Here is a 16,620-nt window from a genome sequence, read left to right as displayed (position 1 = left end):
CGACCAGATCGAACCGGGCCGCGGGTCCCTCGAAATTGAGGATCTGAGCCTCCAGATCGATCTTGGTGTCGTCCAGCCGCTGATTCTGGGTCAAGGCCAGGGTTCCGTTCCGCATGGTGGCTGAAAACGTGGTCGACGCCCTGGTCAGGGCCTGGGGATCGGCCGTGACCGGAGCGGGCAGGCCGAGAGCGGCCATCAAGGCTTTGGGACTGAACTCCGGAACCTGGAGCTTGATGTCCACATCTGGTTTCTGCCCCGCCATCTTGGCCAACACCTCGGCCAGAACCGTGATCCCATAGGTTGAAAGCTCGAAACCCGAGATCTTGGCCTGATCCTGGCCGAGATCGGCCTCCATCCGGACCGTTACCTCGGTTCTGCCGGCAGGGAAAACCTGTCCCCGGCTGTCGGTCTTGAGAACGAAATCCTGGATCGTGACCGTCTTCAAGTCGGTCTGGACCGTGGGCTTGGCCGAAATCTCGATGGTCGTCACCGTCTCCGGCTTGGCCGTGCGGACCTGGCCCGAAAACAGGACTGTGCACGGCTTGCCCAGGGTCAGGCTGGCCAGACTCAGGTTGAGCTTGTCCACAACCACCTCCTGGCCCTCGACCATGTCCTGCCAGGACAGGGAAGCGTTCTCGATCCGGACTCCTTCCACGGCCAGAGCCGGCAGTGCCTTGGCTGAAGGCTGGGATTCTTCGGTCGTGGGAGGGGCTGGCTGGCTTTCCCGGGCCGCCAGATCGGCCCAATTGGTCCGGCCCTCCTTGTCGCGGGCAAGATTCAGCACCAGGCCCTGAAGAATCACTGTCCCGACCTGAACCTGGCCCTTGAATAACGGCGTCAGGGCAACCCGGACCTGGGCCCGCTCGATCCCGGCAAAGGGCTTGCCCTCGAAACCCGGGGCGTTGCCCAGGGTCATGGCCCCGGCCTCCATTCCCAGCCAGGGGAAAAAGGTCCACCCGATGTCCCCGGAAATGTCCAGGGTTCTTCCGGTGGTCTCTTGGACCTTTGCGGCGATCTGTGACTTGTAGTCATTGGGATCCACCAGCACGACCAGGGCCGCGACCCCGGCAACGGCCAGGACGATCACGCCCAGCACGATTCCGACAATCCATTTGACGGCTTTCATCGACCGTTCCTCCTTGACCGGGTCTTGCCCCGGGCCTGTTCATTCACGATGTCGGCCAAGGCTTGCACCAGACTTGGTTGGGAAAACCGGAACCCGGCATCTTGGAGTCGTCTGGGCAGACACCTCTGGCTGGCCAGGACGACATCGGACGCCTGGCCCATGGCTAGGCGCAGGACCCAGCCCGGAAAAGGCAGAAACGCCGGCCGGTTCAAGACCCGGCCCAGCGCCAGGGCGAACTCCCGGTTGCGGACCGGGTCCGGGGCGCAGATATTGAACACCCCCTGGGCCGATTTTTCCCCTGCCAGGAACTGGATGGCCTCGGCCACATCCTGGACGTGGACCCAGGAAAACCATTGCCGTCCACCCCCAACCGGCCCGCCCAAGCCCAGTCGAAATGGGGGAAGCATCTTGGCCAGGGCCCCTCCGCCGGGGCCCAGCACGGCCCCAAAACGCATGATGCAGACCCGGTGGCCGATATTCTTGGCCTTCTCGGCCTCCTTCTGCCAAGCTTGACAGATTTCGGCCAGGAATCCGGTTCCAGCCGGAGTGTTCTCGGTCTGTTCGTGGTCGCCGCCGTCTCCGTAAAAGCCGATGGCATTGGCGCAAAGAAGCGTTTTCGTCCCTTCCTTGCCCAGGGCCTGGACCGCTGCCCGTGTCGAATCGACCCGGGTGGCCATGATCCGCTCCCGAGCCTTGGCCGTCCATCTGGTCATGATGGTCGATCCGACCAGATTGACGACCACGTCGCAGCTTCGGGCCTTCCCGGCCCAGGCCCCGGCCTGAAATGGATTGCCTGTGATGGTTTCGAGGCCCTTGGCCGCCGGAGGTTCCGATCCTGGCCGAACCAGAAGAACCGCCTGGTCGCCGCCTGCCAGAATTTTCTCGACCAGATGCCGGCCCACGAACCCGGTCCCGCCCATGATGAAATAACGCATGGCGCCCCTCCTCGAGCCTTTTGGACCTACTTGCTGACCCACAGACAGAGATGTTTCATGTTCTTGAGCACGTGCAGACAGGCCGAGCCCACAAAGGGCCAGATCCCGGATTTCTTGCCCGCGCCGGTGGTTCCCATGGCCACGGCCGCGAACCCATTTTCCTCGGCGTAACCCAGGATGGTCGGCCCGATCTGTCCGGACTCAAGAACCACCTCGCGGATCCGATCCGCCGGGAACCCGTTGGACAGAATCTCGGCCCTGGCCTGGGACAGGGCCGCCTCCTTGTCCCCATTGCCCCGGTCGATGTGCAGAATGGTCACGTCGTGCCCCGTGACCCCCTCAAGCATGAACCCGACGTGATCGGCCATGCGCAAACTCTGTTCGGAGCCGTCGGCGCACAGAAGGACGTTCTTGCTCTCGGGCAGGGGCTCCTTGCAGATCCAGATGGGGAAATCGATTTCCTCCTCCAGGATCTTCCGACTGACGCTCTGCTCGATGAGTTCTTCGAACATGGACAGCCCCCGACGCCCAAGCACCACGGCGTCGTAGTACCCGGCCCCGGTCTCCTGGACGATGTCCAAAACCGTTCCGAAACTCCTGACCTTGATCTTGGTCTCAATGGTTTCCTTGGCGAAACCGGCCTGGACCAAATCCTCCCTGGCCCTGTCCAAGGCCCTCTGGCCCTTGCGCTTGTAGGAGGCCACTAAGGTTTCGGCCTCGGACACGGCATGGCCCGGGTCCCGGCTAGTGGAAATGTCCATGTCCACAGTCGGGGCGACGAAAAAGATGGTCGTCTTGGGCTTGGATTCCCCGGAATAAAAATATTTCACAAACCGAGGAGCGTGCTGGTGCGTGTGCCCAGAACCAACCGTCAAGAGCAGATGTCTGTTCATGTCTCTCTCCACAGGCGGAACTGTTCCTCATCCCGTCCGGACGTCCGCCGAAACCCGGCCCGGAGTCTCTTTCCATTTAAGCGATGAACGGATACGCTCCCTTTTCAGGAAAGGGGAAAACCGGCGCCCAAAGGGTGACGGTCCGCTCCTCGTTTTTGGATCATCAATACCAGTCAAATCGGAGGTTGCCAATGAGCGGCATTAGGGCCCGTCTGGACGCCATCCAGGCCATCAACAGCTATCGGCCGATCGTCCCGCCCATGAATTTCAGGGAAACGCCCCCCACGGAACTCTTCGGATCCAACGTCTTCAACGAGCGCGTCATGCGTCGGCATCTGCCCGAATCCGTATTCGCCACCCTTCAGGAGACATGGACCAACGGCAAGCCCATGGACTCGTCCGTGGCCGACATCGTGGCCTCGGCCATGAAGGAATGGGCCGTGGAAAAAGGGGCCACCCACTATTGCCATGTCTTCTATCCCATGACCGGACAGACAGCCGAAAAACACGACAGCTTCCTGACTCCCGACGGCCGGGGCGGGGCCATGGCCCAGTTCAGCGGCAAGTCCCTGATCCAGGGCGAGCCTGACGCCTCCAGCTTTCCCAGCGGAGGTCTTCGTCAGACCTTCGAGGCCCGGGGCTACACGGCATGGGACGTGACCAGCCCGGCCTACATCTTGGAGACCCCCCAGGGGGCCACCCTGTGCATCCCCACGATCTTTATCTCCTGGAACGGAGAGGCCTTGGACAAGAAGACGCCCCTGTTGCGATCCGAACAAGCCCTGAACCACCACGCCCAGAGGATCCTCGGCATCTTCGGGCACAAAAATCCCGGCCGGGTCCAATCCTACGCCGGAGCCGAACAGGAGTTCTTCCTCATCGATCGGAATTTCTTCTTCGCCCGGCCGGATCTCATCACTGCCGGCCGGACCATCTTCGGGGCCCCGCCAAGCAAAGGTCAGGAGTTCGCCGACCACTATTTCGGGGCCATCCCCCGCCGGGTCCTGTCCTTCATGATGGAAGTCGAGCAGGAACTCTACAAGCTGGGCGTGCCCGTCAAGGCCAGACACAACGAGGTCGCCCCCGGCCAGTTCGAGATCGCTCCCCTGTATGAGACCGCCAACATCGCCAACGACCATCAGCAATTGACCATGGTCACCCTCAAACGGGTGGCCAAACGCTACGGCATGGCCTGCCTCCTCCATGAAAAACCCTTTGCCGGCATCAACGGCTCCGGCAAACACCTGAACTATTCGCTGGGCAATGCCACCCAGGGCAATTTCTTCGACCCTGGCGATACGCCCCAGGAAAACGCCCAGTTCCTCGTCTTTTGCGTGGCCATGATCCGAGCCGTACACCTTCACGCCGGTCTGCTCCGGGCCGTGGTGGCCACAGCCGCCAATGACCACCGCCTCGGAGGGCACGAGGCTCCCCCGGCCATAATGTCCATTTTTTTAGGTCAAGAACTGGCCCAAGTCTTCGAAGACATCGCCCAGGGCCAAACCTGTGGCACCTCTGCCCGCCGAACCCTGACCGTAGGCGTGGACACCCTCCCCCCGTTGCCCCGAGATAGCGGGGACCGGAACAGGACCAGTCCATTCGCCTTCACCCAAAACCGCTTCGAGTTCCGGGCCGTAGGCTCCAGCCAGTCCATCGCCGGACCCGTAACCGCCCTGAACACGATTCTTGCCGATTCGCTGGACTATGTGGCCACCCGTCTCGAAAACCAGACTCAAGGGGATCCCTCCCGTGTCCACCCGGCCGCCCAGGCCCTGATTCGTGAAATCTATCAGGACCACCAGACCATCGTCTTCAACGGCGACGGCTACTCACAGGCCTGGAAGGACGAGGCCGCCCGTCGGGGCCTCCCCAACTACCAAACCGCCCCCGAGGCCATCCCCAACATCCAGGCCACAGCCTCGGTGGAAATTTTCGAGCGTATGCGGGTCTTGAGCGGTCGGGAACTGAACAGCCGGACGTCCATATTCTTCGAGCAGTATAGCCAGACGGTCTTGTTGGAAGCCAGGCTGGCCGTGCGCATGACCCGGACCATCATCTTCCCGGCGGCCATGCGCTACCAGGGGGAACTGGCCGCCACCTGTCAAAACCTCAAGGCCATCGGCAAAGATTTCGAGACCAGGACCCTGGATTTGGTCACCGAACGACTTCGGGAATTGCTCCTGGCCGTCGAAAAGCTGGAAAAACTGCTTCGAGAGGAGAAAAAGGCCGACGAGAGGGACGAGGCCGAGTTCTGTTGCGGGCAGGTCATTCCGGCCATGCGAGAAGTCCGGGCCCATGCCGACGCCCTGGAGGGACTAGTGGCCGACAATCTCTGGTTTTTGCCGAGCTACCAGGAGATGCTGTTCATCAAGTGAGGTGAAGGGGTACTGACGACCGAACTGATCTGATGGAAGCCAAAGAATGTAGGGGCATGCTTGAAGCCTGCCCCTACGAACCTTCCTCGGCCTCGTGCCGGGCCCCTTCCTCCCCGGGTCTTCCCGCCCGACTCCAGGATACGGTCGCACATCACCGGAACGAGGAATCCGAGGGACCTCCCGGCCGTCGGTTCTTCTGTGCCGCCTGCGGCCACTTCGTCACGGCCGAGGGATGGAGAATTTCGGTGCGCAGCCGTCACGACCACGCCTTTCTCAATCCCCATGGCCATCTCTTCGAAATCGGCTGTTTCGGCCAGGCCCCGGGGTGCAGAGTCCAGGGCTCTCCAACCTTGGAATTCACCTGGTTTCCCGACTACGCTTGGAGTCTGGCCTCTTGTGCCGTCTGCGCGGCCCATATGGGCTGGCGCTACGACGGTTCGGGCGACTCCTTCTTCGGACTCATCCTTCCTCGGCTGGTCCCCGAGAATCGAGACGGCGGTTCAGAGCGCTAAACTCCTGGGCCAGGACCTTCTGCAGGCAGAAGACGCAGATATCCTGGTGGTGGCAGTCGGCCAATGCCAGGGAGATGGTTGGATCCTGAGAAGTCGATTTGCCCCCGAGGCGACTCAAGTTGGCGGGGTCCTTGATCTCCAGGACATATTGCCCGGCGTACAGCCCCTCGGCCTTGGTCCGGATCTCCTTGCCGCAGATGTCGCAGAAACGGCGGATCATGATTTCCTCCCTTCCCGGGCCGTGATCAAGCGCCCCCGGAACTCGTCCCAGCTTTCGAGCCCGAGTTCCTCCACGGCCTCTTCCAGTTGACGGACCATCCTGAAGCAAAGATCTGGCCGCATGAAGGTTCCGGTTCCGACCTGGACGGCCGTGGCTCCGACAAGGATGAACTCCAGGGCGTCCCAGACCGAGACGATGCCGCCTATGCCAATGACCGGTCGGTCGGTGATCTGACAAACCTCGCGGACCATGCGCAGGGCCACGGGCTTAATGGCTGGGCCGGACAGACCGCCGATGCCGTTGGCCAGACGGGGTCTTCTGGTCCGCACGTCAACGGCCATGCCGGTCAGGGTGTTGATGAGGGACAATACATGTGCCCCGGCCTCGGTCACGGCCTGGGCCATGGCCCGAATGTCAGTCACATTGGGGCTGAGTTTAACGATAACCGGCTTCTCGCCGGCCCCCTCCAGCACGGCCCGGGTGGCCTCGGCGGCCATGGCCGGGTCCTGCCCGAAAGCCATGCCTCCCCGGCGGACATTGGGGCAGGAGATATTGACCTCCAGGGCGGCCACCGCCTCCTCTGGGGCCAGAAATCTGGCCAGTGCGTGGAATTCGGCCACGTCCTGAGCGTAGAGGTTAGCGATGACCGGAGTCTCCCGCCAGGGCAAAAAGGGGAGCTTGTCCCGGACAAAGGCCTCGACCCCGACGTTCTGCAGGCCGATGGCGTTGAGCATCCCGCACGGGGTCTCGACGATCCTGGGCATGGGGTTGCCCTGCCTGGGCTTGAGGGACAGGCCCTTGACCACGATGGCTCCGAGCTTGGTCAAATCGCCGTAGCGGGAGAATTCCAGGCCGTACCCGAAGGTCCCGGATGCGGTCATGATCGGGTTCTTGAGCTTCAACCCGGCCAGATCAACGGCAAGGTTCATGCCCCCTCCTCCAAATCGACATCCTCCACGGAAAAGACCGGGCCACGTACACAGGACTGGACCAGCCCGTCGGTCCTGTGTCTGGCCACGCAGCCCAGACAGGCCCCGACGCCACAGGCCATAGTGTTCTCGAGGGAAATCTGGCCCCGGGCTCCATGATCGAGACAGAGCCGCTGAACCGTCCGTAAAAAAGGCTTGGGCCCGCAGGCCAGGACCGGACCGGCCGTGCCGAACCGACTGATCTCACGCTCCAATACCAGCACGAATCCGGCCACATCGGCCTCGAATTCCTGGCGAAGCTCCAGGGCCTCGACCCGTTCGGCCAATTCCCCCCAGGGGTAAGCCTCCAGAGGAGCTCGATGGCCAAAGACGAGGCGGATCATCTCCGGACGCCCATGGGCCCGAATCAGCCCCACAAAGGGGGCCAGGCCCATGCCCCCGGCCAGGATCAAGATTGGCTCCTCAGACCTGAAGCTGAAGCCCCGGCCCAGGGGACCCCAGGCAGTGAGCGCTTCCCCGGGAGCGATCCGACCCAATTGGGCCGTGCCCCTGCCCACGGTCTGAAAAAACACCCGCAGGCCCCTTGGGCTGACGTCGCAGATGGAAAAGGGCCTGGCCCAGACCGGATCCAGCCCCCAGTCTGGTCTGAGCATCAGAAACTGGCCGGGCTGGTACGACCACTTGGCCCCCTCCAGCCATAGACTGTGAAATAGGCCGTCCGAAGAACTGATCCGTTCCCGCACGGTCAGATCGAAGCACCCGCCCCCGGTCATGCCCTCACCTCCTGCAGAAGATCCCCGGCCATGCGCAGCCCCCTGTCACCGCCCCCGGCCATCCTGGCCAGTTCCTCCAGACGCTCGGACTCATCCATGGCTAGGCAGCGGGTCGTGGTCACGCCGGAAGCCACGGTCTTCTCGATCCGGAAATGGCGGTCGGCCCCGGCCGCCAACTGCGGCCAATGGGTAATCAGAATGACCTGCTGCCGATCGGCCAGGGCCCTGATAGCCCTTCCGACCTTATTCAAGGTCATGCCGCCGATGCCGGCGTCGACCTCGTCGAATAGCAGGCTCTGGCTGCCCCGCTCTCCCCACAGCCCGACCAGGGCCAGAAAAAACCTCGACAACTCCCCGCCCGATGCGATCTGATCTAGGGGCTGAGGATCCTGGCCGGGATTCGGCACCCAATGGATCACCGGCCGCTCCTCCACCACCCCCTCCTCGACCTGATGGGGTTCCATCGCGAAAACAATTCTGACCCCCTCGGGAAAACCCAGCTCCCTCAGACTGTTCTCCAGTCGGCCACGAAGCTCTCCGGAGGCCTGGGTTCGGGCTTTGGCCAAGTCCTGAGCAGCCTGGGCCAATTCCTCCAGCCGAGAGCCCAGACGTCGGTCAATGTCTTTGGCCTTCAGACGACTCCGGTCCAGAAACGAGATATTATCCTCGATCTCGGCGGCCAAATCCACAATCTGGGCCAGAGACCGCTTGAGCTTTCGCTGGAGCCGGGTCAACTCCCAAAGCCGGGCCTCGATGTCGTTCAGTCTGACGGCCGGATCCTGACGCCCTGGGGAGGCCCTGAATTCCCGGTCCAAATCCCTGAGGACGTGGACCGTTTCCTGGAGATGGGCCGCGTTCTCGGCTAAGCTCCAGCCTACGGTCTCCAATCCTGCCAATTCCCGGCTCAATTCCTCGGTCAGCGAAATAAGGCCGGGCGTGTCCACTCCATGCAGCAGCTCCAGACATCGCTCGACGCCGCGCCCCGACTTCTCCTCGGCCCTCAGCCGCTCGCGCTCGGCCAGAAGTTCCTCTTCCTCGCCCAGCTTGGGGCCGACCTTTTCGATCTCGGCCAACTGGTACTCCAAAAACTCCCGCTGTCGCTCCAAGTCTCTGACCCGCTCGGCCAGGGAAGCCTGCTCGGCCCGCAATGCCTGGACCTCACGGACAAGTCCGGAAAACCGCTCCAGCACTCCTGTGTCCGGGAGAAACGAGTCCACGATCCTGGTGTGGAAAGAAGGGCGGAGAAGCTGCTGTTGGCCGTGCTGGCCGGCGTGAAGGAGGAGACTGGGCCGCAGGTCCTGAACCCTAGTCTGTGAACCTAGAGAACCGTCGATGACGATCCGAGATCGACCGCTGTCCGCGGCCATCTCCCTCGACAGGACCATTTCTCGGCCGTCGAAGACGAACAATGCCTCCACCGAGGCCCTCTCGGCCCCGGACCTGATCATCTCCGCTCCCATTCTCTGGCCGAGAATGAACTCCAACGCCCTGAGGATGAAGGATTTCCCAGCCCCGGATTCCCCCGTCAGGACGTTCAGGCCCGGGTGAAATTCAAGTTCGGCATCCTCAATGAGGGCCAGATTGCGAATACGCAAAAGATCGAGCACCTTCAGCTCTCCGGCCGAAGGGACCTGCCACCGGCCCCATGGGCTTTGACCAAGATTTCGGCCAGGTTTGAACACTCCTGACGGATATCGTCGCGACCATCCACTGCCCCAGGCTCGTAGACCCCGCAGGCCCGGACCATGTGGCACTCTTCAAAGCCAAGCCATTTGAAGAAATAGGCGTACCGGGGAAAGATGTCGGCAAACAGGTCCGCTTTGCCGTGGCCCTGGGACAGAAGCATGACCATCGACCGTTTTCCTGTCAGCCTCGTCTTCCTCTTGGCCGTGGGATAATCTGGAACCAGGAAGGAGAAGGAGCGGTCGATGAAGCCCTTTATCTGGGCACTGACGTCTCCGAAATAAACTGGAGAGGCCAAAACGAGAATCGGACATCTGCGGACATCTTCCAGTACCACGAACAGATCGTCCTCGACCACACAGGACTCGCTTTTGCCCTTGCATCCGAAACAGGCCCGGCAGCCGGAATAATCAAGTCCAGCCAAACGATGCGTGGTCAGGGACACACCGCTTTCGGCCAAACTCTGCACCAGCCAGGAGGCCATCCGTTCGCTGTTTCCGCGCCTCGGGCTCCCCAAGAGGCAGACCGCTTCCATTCTTTCCCCCTCGAAATACAGGCATTCACTTCCCTGGCCGACGCCTTCCGGGACGGCACTCCGCTTGGGTGTTGGTAGGTCACTTCAAACCGACTTGCAAGGGAGTGTTACGGCCATGCCGAAGAGCTTCGCGAAAATTTTCCCCACAATTTACCACCACGTCAAGAAATGAAAGAAATCTTTATAATTTTAATATATTAAACATAAATTTTCAAAGGATTGACTGGCCATGATTCAAATACTGAAAAAAAAGAATCTTAGGAATATTTTTTTTAAAAAAATATTATAACTATTCTGAAATATAGTAAGTTTTAGCAATTACTTTAAAACTTGTTCTTCGCCGAAATCAAAACATGTGAAAATTCACCTTGACTTTTCGTGGGACGACTGAAAAATATCGTGGGAAACAATGGTTGAAAGTGGAAAAAGGAGTCGTCGACGTCGATGTTCAGGGGCCATTCATACCGAAATCAGGACGACAAGGGACGCTTGAGTCTTCCTCCGGAATTCCGGGATGAAATTCTCGATCTGTCCCCTGGCGGCAAGTTGGTCCTGACCAACTTCGACCAGTGCGTCCTCGGATACCCTCTCCCCGAATGGGAGGCTCTGGAGCAAAGCTTCGGCCAACTCAACCAGGCCAAGGATTGGGCCAGGAAATTCCATCGGTTCTTCATCGCCGCAGCCGTTGAGGTCCCCTTGGACAGGCAAGGCCGAATCCTGGTTCCCCCACATCTCAGAAACTACGCGGGCCTCAACAACAAGGAAGTGGTGGTCGCCGGGGTGGGCCGGAAGATCGAGATCTGGGACAAGGACCGGTTTGAGGCTCAGCGGCTCGAAGTCATGGAGAATTTCGATGACATGATGACCAATTTGGCCGAAAACGGGATCGACCTCCGAATCTGACGGATCGGAGGATTTTTGATGCCCTCGCCCTGTGGGCGTTTGCATAGCCTGAGACAGTTACGGACGAAAGATTGGAACAGCCGACCCGAGACAGTTCCAGAGACACGCAGGGGAAACGCCGTCCCCTCATCCAAACGGGGCGAAGTCTCAGCGCCCGAGGTGAATCCCCTGCGTGTCCACAATACGGCATTTGTTGAGAACAATTTCGGCCCGAGGAGCGTCATGGCCCATATCCCAGTTCTCCTTGAGCAGATCGTGTCCTGGATCGCCCCCCGAGCCGGAGGGCGGTACATGGACGGGACCCTGGGGCTGGGAGGCCACACCAGGGCGCTGATCGAGGCCGCCAATGGCGAGGCTGAGGTCCTGGGTATCGACCGCGACCTGAAAACCCTGGAGCGGGCCCAGTCGAATCTGGCCGATGTTAGCGATCAGATTATCTTCGCCCACGCGTCCTTTGCCCATTTCGAGGACGTCCTGGCCGAGATAGGCTGGAGAAGTCTGGATGGAGCGATTCTGGATCTCGGAGTTTCCTCCATGCAGCTCGACGAGGCTGAACGCGGGTTCAGCTTCCTGCAGAACGGCCCCCTGGATATGCGTATGGACCCATCATCGGGCTTGGCTCCGGCCAGTCGACTAGTAAACTTGACGCCGGTGCACGAACTGAAGCGGATCATCGCCGAGTACGGTGAGGAGCCCTTGGCCGGACGCATCGCCAGGGCCATCGTCGATGCCCGAAGGGTCCGGCCCCTGGAAACGACCGTGGAACTGGCCGAAGTGATCCTGAAAGCCTATCCGGCCAAGATTCGGGCCAAGTCCAGAAACCACCCGGCGACCCGGACTTTCCAGGCTCTTCGCATTGCCGTGAATCGTGAACTCGACGAACTCGACAAATTTCTGGGCCGAATCCCGGCCCGTTTGAATCCCGGAGCCCGGATGGCCGTCATCTCCTTCCATTCCCTGGAGGATCGACGGGTCAAGCATGCCTTCCGGCGTGAGAGCAAGGGCTGCATCTGTCCACCCCATGACCCGGTCTGCCGATGCGGTCATGCAAGGACTCTCCGGATCTGCACCTCCAAGCCTATTCTTCCAGGCCTGGAGGAGCAGCAAGCCAACCCCAGGAGCAGGAGTGCCAAACTCCGGGTGGCCGAACGGGTTCACGGCGAGGACGGAAGCGTGGTCTGGATCGTGATGCTCAGTCTTCTGACCCTGGTCCTCGGCTTGGCCACGGTGTGGGTGAACATCGAAGGCGTGGATACGGCCTATGAATTAAAGAGGCTGGAACAACGATACGACCAGCAGGCCGACCTCAAGGCCAAGCTGGAAGTCGAGCGGGTCAACCTCATGTCTCCCTATAGATTGCGGGAAACAGGCCGGAAGATGGGTCTGAAACCGGCCGACCCTGAAAACATGAGGGTCCTGGATCTCCCTCACCAGGCCCCCTGAACAGGATGCCATGATCGTCATGAACGCCGCCAAAGCCGGAAAGACCAAGGACCCGTCCCGAACGAGGATACTCTTCGTCGGGACCTTTCTGTCTTTCGCCCTTCTGGCCTTGTGGGCAAAAGCCTATGTCATCCAGATCGTGGACGGCCCTCGCCTTGCCGATATGGCTTTGCGGCAGCACTGGGCCTCGGAGGATATCAAAGGCCGCCGCGGAGAAATCTTCGATCGTCAGGGACGACTTCTGGCCAAGAGCGTGGACATTCGCTCGATCTCGGCATGCCCATACCAGGTTGAGGACAAGCAGTCCGCCGCCAAGGCCCTGGCCCCGATCCTCGGCCGTCCGGTCAAGGATCTCGCCGGTCTTCTGAACCGGGACACTGGATTCGTCTGGCTGGCCCGTAAGATCGGCGATCGCCAAGCTGTCCAGATTCGCGAGCTCGGCCTTCCCGGTATCTATCTGGTCAAGGACAGCCTGCGCACCTATCCTCAAGGTCACATGGCGGGTCAACTCATCGGTTTTGTCGGGTCCGAGGGGCAGGGCCTTGAAGGCCTAGAACTGGCCTACGACGAGCATCTTTCCCCCACGGTCCGCAAGGCCCGTGTCCAGCGTGACGCCTCCGGCCACCGTCTGTCCTGGTCCCCCGGAGCCGGCGAGGGCGAGCAGGACGGCCAGGACCTTCGTCTGACCCTGGACATGAACATCCAGTTCGCGGCCGAGAATGCCCTGGCCGCAGCCACCCAAGCCCACAATGCCCGCCTTGGCATGTGTCTAGTGGTCCACGTGCCCGATGGAGAAATCCTGGCCTGGGCCCAATACCCGTTCTTCGATCCCAATCTGTATCGCAACTATGCCCCGGCCCAGTGGAAAAACAGGATCGCCAACGACGTCTTCGAACCCGGCTCGACCATCAAACCCTTTGTCGCGGCCGCGGCCCTCGAAGAAAAAACCTGCACTCCAGACGCCCTCTATTATTGCGAGAAGGGCCGATGGGCCGTGGACCGCAAGCGGATCAAGGACACCCACGCCTACGAATGGCTTCCGGTCACCAAGGTCATCCGCTACTCGAGCAATATCGGCATGGCCAAGATCGGCCTCGACCTTGGCGCAAAATCCATGCACTCCTATTTCGAAAAAGCCGGGCTTACCTCCAAAGCCCCCATGCTTCTGGCCGGCCAGAGTTCCGGTCTTGTCCGCCATCCGCATCAATGGACCAGGGTCGACCTGGCCAACGCATCCTTCGGCCAGGGCATGGCCGTCACAGCCCTGCAAATGGCCAGGGCCTACGCCTGTCTGGCCAATGACGGCCTGCTTCCGTCTCTGAAGCTCGACCTCGACCAGCCCGTCGATCCTCCCACGAGGGTCTTTAGCGGCAAGGTCGTCCGACAGGTTCTTGGCATGCTCCAGGACGCGGTCCAGGAGGACGGCACCGGCACCAAGGCCAGGATTCCGGGCATCGTCGTCGGAGGCAAGACCGGAACGGCCCAGAAGGCCGAAGGAGGAAAATACGTCGACAAATATCTGGCATCCTTCGCCGCCTTACTGCCCGGTGACAAGCCCGAGTATGTAGTCCTGGTCATGATCGACGAGCCCCGGCCGGTCCATTACGGCGGTTTGGTAGCCGCTCCGGCCGCGCAAGAAATCGGGATCAAGATCCTCTCCGACCAGGGACGGCTGCCTGCCATGTCCATGGCCATGTCCAAAGACCCCGGCCCCCGGGGCCTCGTGGCTCTGAACTCTGAACCGATAATAGCCGAGGATCCGGCCGAGATCGTGGACCCGGACGCCATTCCGGACCTCGTGGGGCTCGGCCTGCACGCCGCAGTGGAAAAATCCCTGGCCATGGGGATCGTTCCGGCCATTGAGGGCCGGGGTATCCGCGTCGTCCGACAGAAACCAGCGCCCGGTTCCCCTTGGCCCTCGGACCCGAGCCTCGAACTGACCCTATGGGTGACCGAACCTGGAAACTCCTGAGTCCGAACCAGACGATGAAGAATATGTCCAGAACCAACGACGCGCCCCGAAATCGGATCGAAACCGACCTCTGGAAGGCTGTCTGTCTGTCCGTGGAACAGGGGGCGACCGTGTGTTCCCATTCGGGACAAGTCCGTCCCGGAGATGTTTTTGTCGCCCTTCCTGGGACCAGGGTCCAGGGTCCGGACTTCGTGCAGGAGGCCTTGCGCCGAGGCGCGGCCTGGGTCGTCGTCGACCTGAAAACCGACCTGCCCGACCAACCGGCTCTTGTACGCCATCCGGATCCGCGTCAGGCCCTCGGAGACTTGGCCGCTCTGTCCTGGAGCATAGCCGGGGCGGACCTTACCATCGTGGCCGTGACGGGCACCAACGGCAAAACCACGGTCACCCATCTTCTGGAGGCCATGTTTTCCGCAGTTGGACGAACCGTCGGCGTCCTGGGCACCGTGGCCTACCGATGGCCCGGACATGTCGAGCCGGCACCACTGACCACGCCCGATACTCTTGGTCTGCACCGTCGATTGGCCGACATGGCCTCAATGGGAGTGGATGTCGTCTGTCTGGAGGCCTCCTCTCACGCCCTGGACCAGAATCGACTGGCCGGAATTCCCATCCATGCGGCGGTATTCACCAACCTGACTCAGGACCATCTGGACTACCACCGGACCATGGACCGCTACTTCGAGGCCAAGGCCAGCCTGTTCCGGGAAATGGACGGGCGGCAACCCGCCGCCGCCATCAACCTCGACGATCCCTGGGGTCGGCGGCTCTTTGAATCCCTGCCCAAGGCCGTCGGTTTCGGGCTGTCCGAAGAAATCCCGGATGGATCTCTCTCCGGAAACATATTGGCCATGGACGCCGCCGGTCTCCGCTTGGCCTGCACCTATGGGGATAAATCCTGGGAACTGTCATCCCCTCTGGTCGGACAGTACAACGCATCCAATCTTCTGGCTGCTCAGGCAGCAGGGCTGGCCCTGGGGCTCGGTCCAGATCAGGTTTCCAGGGTGGCCGACATGATACGTGTTCCCGGGCGACTCGAATCGGTCCGCGACGAACACGGAAGGCATGTATTTGTGGACTACGCTCACACCCCCGACGCCCTGGAGCAGGTCTGCTCCACCCTACGCCGAGTCGGCTTTTCCCGTCTGGTCGTCCTTTTCGGGTGCGGCGGCGACCGAGACCCGGCCAAAAGGCCGTTAATGGCCCAAGCCGTGGCCCGGTACGCCGACATGGCCGTGCTGACCTCGGACAACCCGAGATCCGAGGACCCGCTAAGCATCATGGCCCAGGCTCGCCTCGGCTTGACCGGATGCCCGCAGATCGTCGAAGAACCCGACCGGGCCCAGGCCATCCGGCTTGCCGTCGAGGTCCTGGCTCCGGGCGAGGCCCTTCTCGTCGCCGGCAAAGGCCACGAGGACTACCAGGAGATCGCCGGGCAGCGCCATCATTTCAACGACATCGAAATCGTCGCCCATGCCCTTGCCGAAACCACGCCCGCCGGGAGGTCCCGATGCGCATGACCATCGAGCAAATGGCCCGGGCCATGAACGCCATGGGCGAATTTGAATCCGTCAGGGACCTGCAGATCGGAAAAATCCGGACCGACAGCCGTCTGGTCGAGGCCGGAGACGTGTTCTTCGCCATTGTCGGACGGAACATGGACGGACACACGTTCGCTGTGGACGCCGCCGGTCGCGGCGCAGCAGCCGTTGTTGTCCACCAGATAATCCCTGGACTGGACACCGGAGCCTGCCCGGTCCTTTTGGTCAGAGATACCCTGCAGGCCCTTGGATGTCTGGCTGCCCGCTGGAGGCGCCAAACCAGGGCTTCGGTCGTCGGCATCACCGGCTCGGCCGGCAAGACCACCACCAAGGAGATCTTGGCCACAATTTTGGAACAGATCGCGCCCACCGGCAAGAACTACAAAAATTTCAACAACCGCCTCGGACTGGCCCTGTCCATTCTCGAGTTCAACGGGCTGGAACGCTTCTGGGTTCTGGAGCTCGGGATCAACGAAACCGGGGAGATGTGGTTTGGCGCACAACTGGCTGAACTGGACCCCGACGAACATTCTCTCTGCTTTTTCGTTCGCTCGGACAGCTTCAACGTCTTCCAGCAGGCGCGAGCCTTGGCCTGGATCAATAATTTCAGCGTGTCCTTTGAACTGCTGGATGAACATGATCCGATCATGCTCGGACCGGACGGCGACCGCATCTATACTCAGTAGTCTGGTCCTTTTCGCAAGATTCGCGCCTTGCGTTAAGGATCCTATGATTTAATGTTTTGCTGTTTCCTCCCTTCCTATTTTTGCTCTTCCAATG

At 61.2% G+C, this 16,620-nt stretch carries 15 protein-coding genes; 7 read left to right on the top strand and 8 right to left on the bottom strand.

Features of this window, described 5'->3' with window-relative positions:
• From EOM25_07745 to EOM25_07735, 3 genes are all read right to left on the bottom strand, one after another.
• Positions 1-1,126 (bottom strand): AsmA family protein (locus EOM25_07745; protein ID NCC25078.1); only part of this gene is annotated, 1,126 nt, incomplete at its 3' end.
• The gene (locus tag EOM25_07740) at positions 1,123-2,061 is read right to left on the bottom strand and encodes a TIGR01777 family protein (GenBank protein NCC25077.1); all 939 of its coding nucleotides are present in this window, start codon (positions 2,059-2,061) and stop codon (positions 1,123-1,125) included. The genes EOM25_07740 and EOM25_07745, both read right to left, overlap by 4 nt.
• 26 nt (positions 2,062-2,087) lie before the next feature.
• Positions 2,088-2,954, bottom strand: a complete 867-nt coding sequence (locus EOM25_07735; protein ID NCC25076.1) for a universal stress protein — start codon at positions 2,952-2,954, stop codon at positions 2,088-2,090.
• Between the two features lie 191 nt (positions 2,955-3,145).
• On the opposite strand from EOM25_07735, the gene EOM25_07730 reads away from it, so the two are divergent.
• Both EOM25_07730 and EOM25_07725 read left to right on the top strand, forming a co-directional pair.
• Positions 3,146-5,329 (top strand): glutamine synthetase type III, encoded by a 2,184-nt coding sequence (locus EOM25_07730; GenBank protein ID NCC25075.1) that lies wholly within the window; start codon positions 3,146-3,148, stop codon positions 5,327-5,329.
• Between the two features lie 56 nt (positions 5,330-5,385).
• Positions 5,386-5,841, top strand: coding sequence for a hypothetical protein (locus EOM25_07725; protein ID NCC25074.1), 456 nt, complete (start codon positions 5,386-5,388; stop codon positions 5,839-5,841).
• Here EOM25_07725 and EOM25_07720 read toward each other — a convergent pair.
• The 5 genes from EOM25_07720 to EOM25_07700 are packed head-to-tail and all read right to left on the bottom strand — an operon-like array spanning position 5,789 to position 9,981.
• On the bottom strand, positions 5,789-6,061 hold the full coding sequence (locus EOM25_07720) for a hypothetical protein (protein ID NCC25073.1): 273 nt from the start codon (positions 6,059-6,061) through the stop codon (positions 5,789-5,791). The genes EOM25_07725 and EOM25_07720 overlap by 53 nt on opposite strands.
• Positions 6,058-6,990: a dihydroorotate dehydrogenase gene (locus EOM25_07715; protein ID NCC25072.1), complete on the bottom strand. Its 933-nt coding sequence runs from the start codon at positions 6,988-6,990 to the stop codon at positions 6,058-6,060. The genes EOM25_07720 and EOM25_07715 overlap by 4 nt, the downstream gene beginning before the upstream one ends.
• Positions 6,987-7,763 (bottom strand): dihydroorotate dehydrogenase electron transfer subunit, encoded by a 777-nt coding sequence (locus EOM25_07710; GenBank protein NCC25071.1) that lies wholly within the window; start codon positions 7,761-7,763, stop codon positions 6,987-6,989. Before EOM25_07710 ends, EOM25_07715 begins: the two co-directional genes overlap by 4 nt.
• Positions 7,760-9,370 (bottom strand): DNA repair protein RecN, encoded by a 1,611-nt coding sequence (locus EOM25_07705; protein ID NCC25070.1) that lies wholly within the window; start codon positions 9,368-9,370, stop codon positions 7,760-7,762. The genes EOM25_07710 and EOM25_07705 overlap by 4 nt, the downstream gene beginning before the upstream one ends.
• A gap of 2 nt (positions 9,371-9,372) precedes the next feature.
• Entirely contained in the window at positions 9,373-9,981 is a 609-nt protein-coding gene (locus EOM25_07700; protein NCC25069.1) for a flavodoxin family protein, read from the bottom strand.
• A gap of 444 nt (positions 9,982-10,425) precedes the next feature.
• Between EOM25_07700 and mraZ the strand changes: the two genes are divergently transcribed.
• The 5 genes from mraZ (at position 10,426) to EOM25_07675 (ending at position 16,526) form a co-directional block, all read left to right on the top strand.
• Positions 10,426-10,884, top strand: coding sequence for a division/cell wall cluster transcriptional repressor MraZ (gene mraZ / locus EOM25_07695; protein ID NCC25068.1), 459 nt, complete (start codon positions 10,426-10,428; stop codon positions 10,882-10,884).
• Positions 10,885-11,106: 222 nt separating this feature from the next.
• On the top strand, positions 11,107-12,327 hold the full coding sequence (rsmH, locus tag EOM25_07690) for a 16S rRNA (cytosine(1402)-N(4))-methyltransferase RsmH (GenBank protein NCC25067.1): 1,221 nt from the start codon (positions 11,107-11,109) through the stop codon (positions 12,325-12,327).
• A gap of 10 nt (positions 12,328-12,337) precedes the next feature.
• Complete coding sequence (locus tag EOM25_07685) at positions 12,338-14,299, top strand: hypothetical protein (protein ID NCC25066.1); 1,962 nt, start codon at positions 12,338-12,340, stop codon at positions 14,297-14,299.
• 23 nt (positions 14,300-14,322) lie between these two features.
• On the top strand, positions 14,323-15,819 hold the full coding sequence (locus EOM25_07680) for a UDP-N-acetylmuramoyl-L-alanyl-D-glutamate--2,6-diaminopimelate ligase (GenBank protein NCC25065.1): 1,497 nt from the start codon (positions 14,323-14,325) through the stop codon (positions 15,817-15,819).
• Positions 15,810-16,526, top strand: coding sequence for a hypothetical protein (locus EOM25_07675; GenBank protein ID NCC25064.1), 717 nt, complete (start codon positions 15,810-15,812; stop codon positions 16,524-16,526). The genes EOM25_07680 and EOM25_07675 overlap by 10 nt, the downstream gene beginning before the upstream one ends.
• The last annotated feature ends 94 nt before the right edge of the window (positions 16,527-16,620 follow it).

The sequence above is a fragment of the Deltaproteobacteria bacterium genome (assembly GCA_009929795.1).
In the GTDB taxonomy this organism is placed as follows: domain Bacteria; phylum Desulfobacterota; class Desulfovibrionia; order Desulfovibrionales; family Desulfomicrobiaceae; genus RZZR01.
Note: the sequence above shows the minus strand (reverse complement) of the source record. Positions and strands in the feature narration are given on the sequence as shown.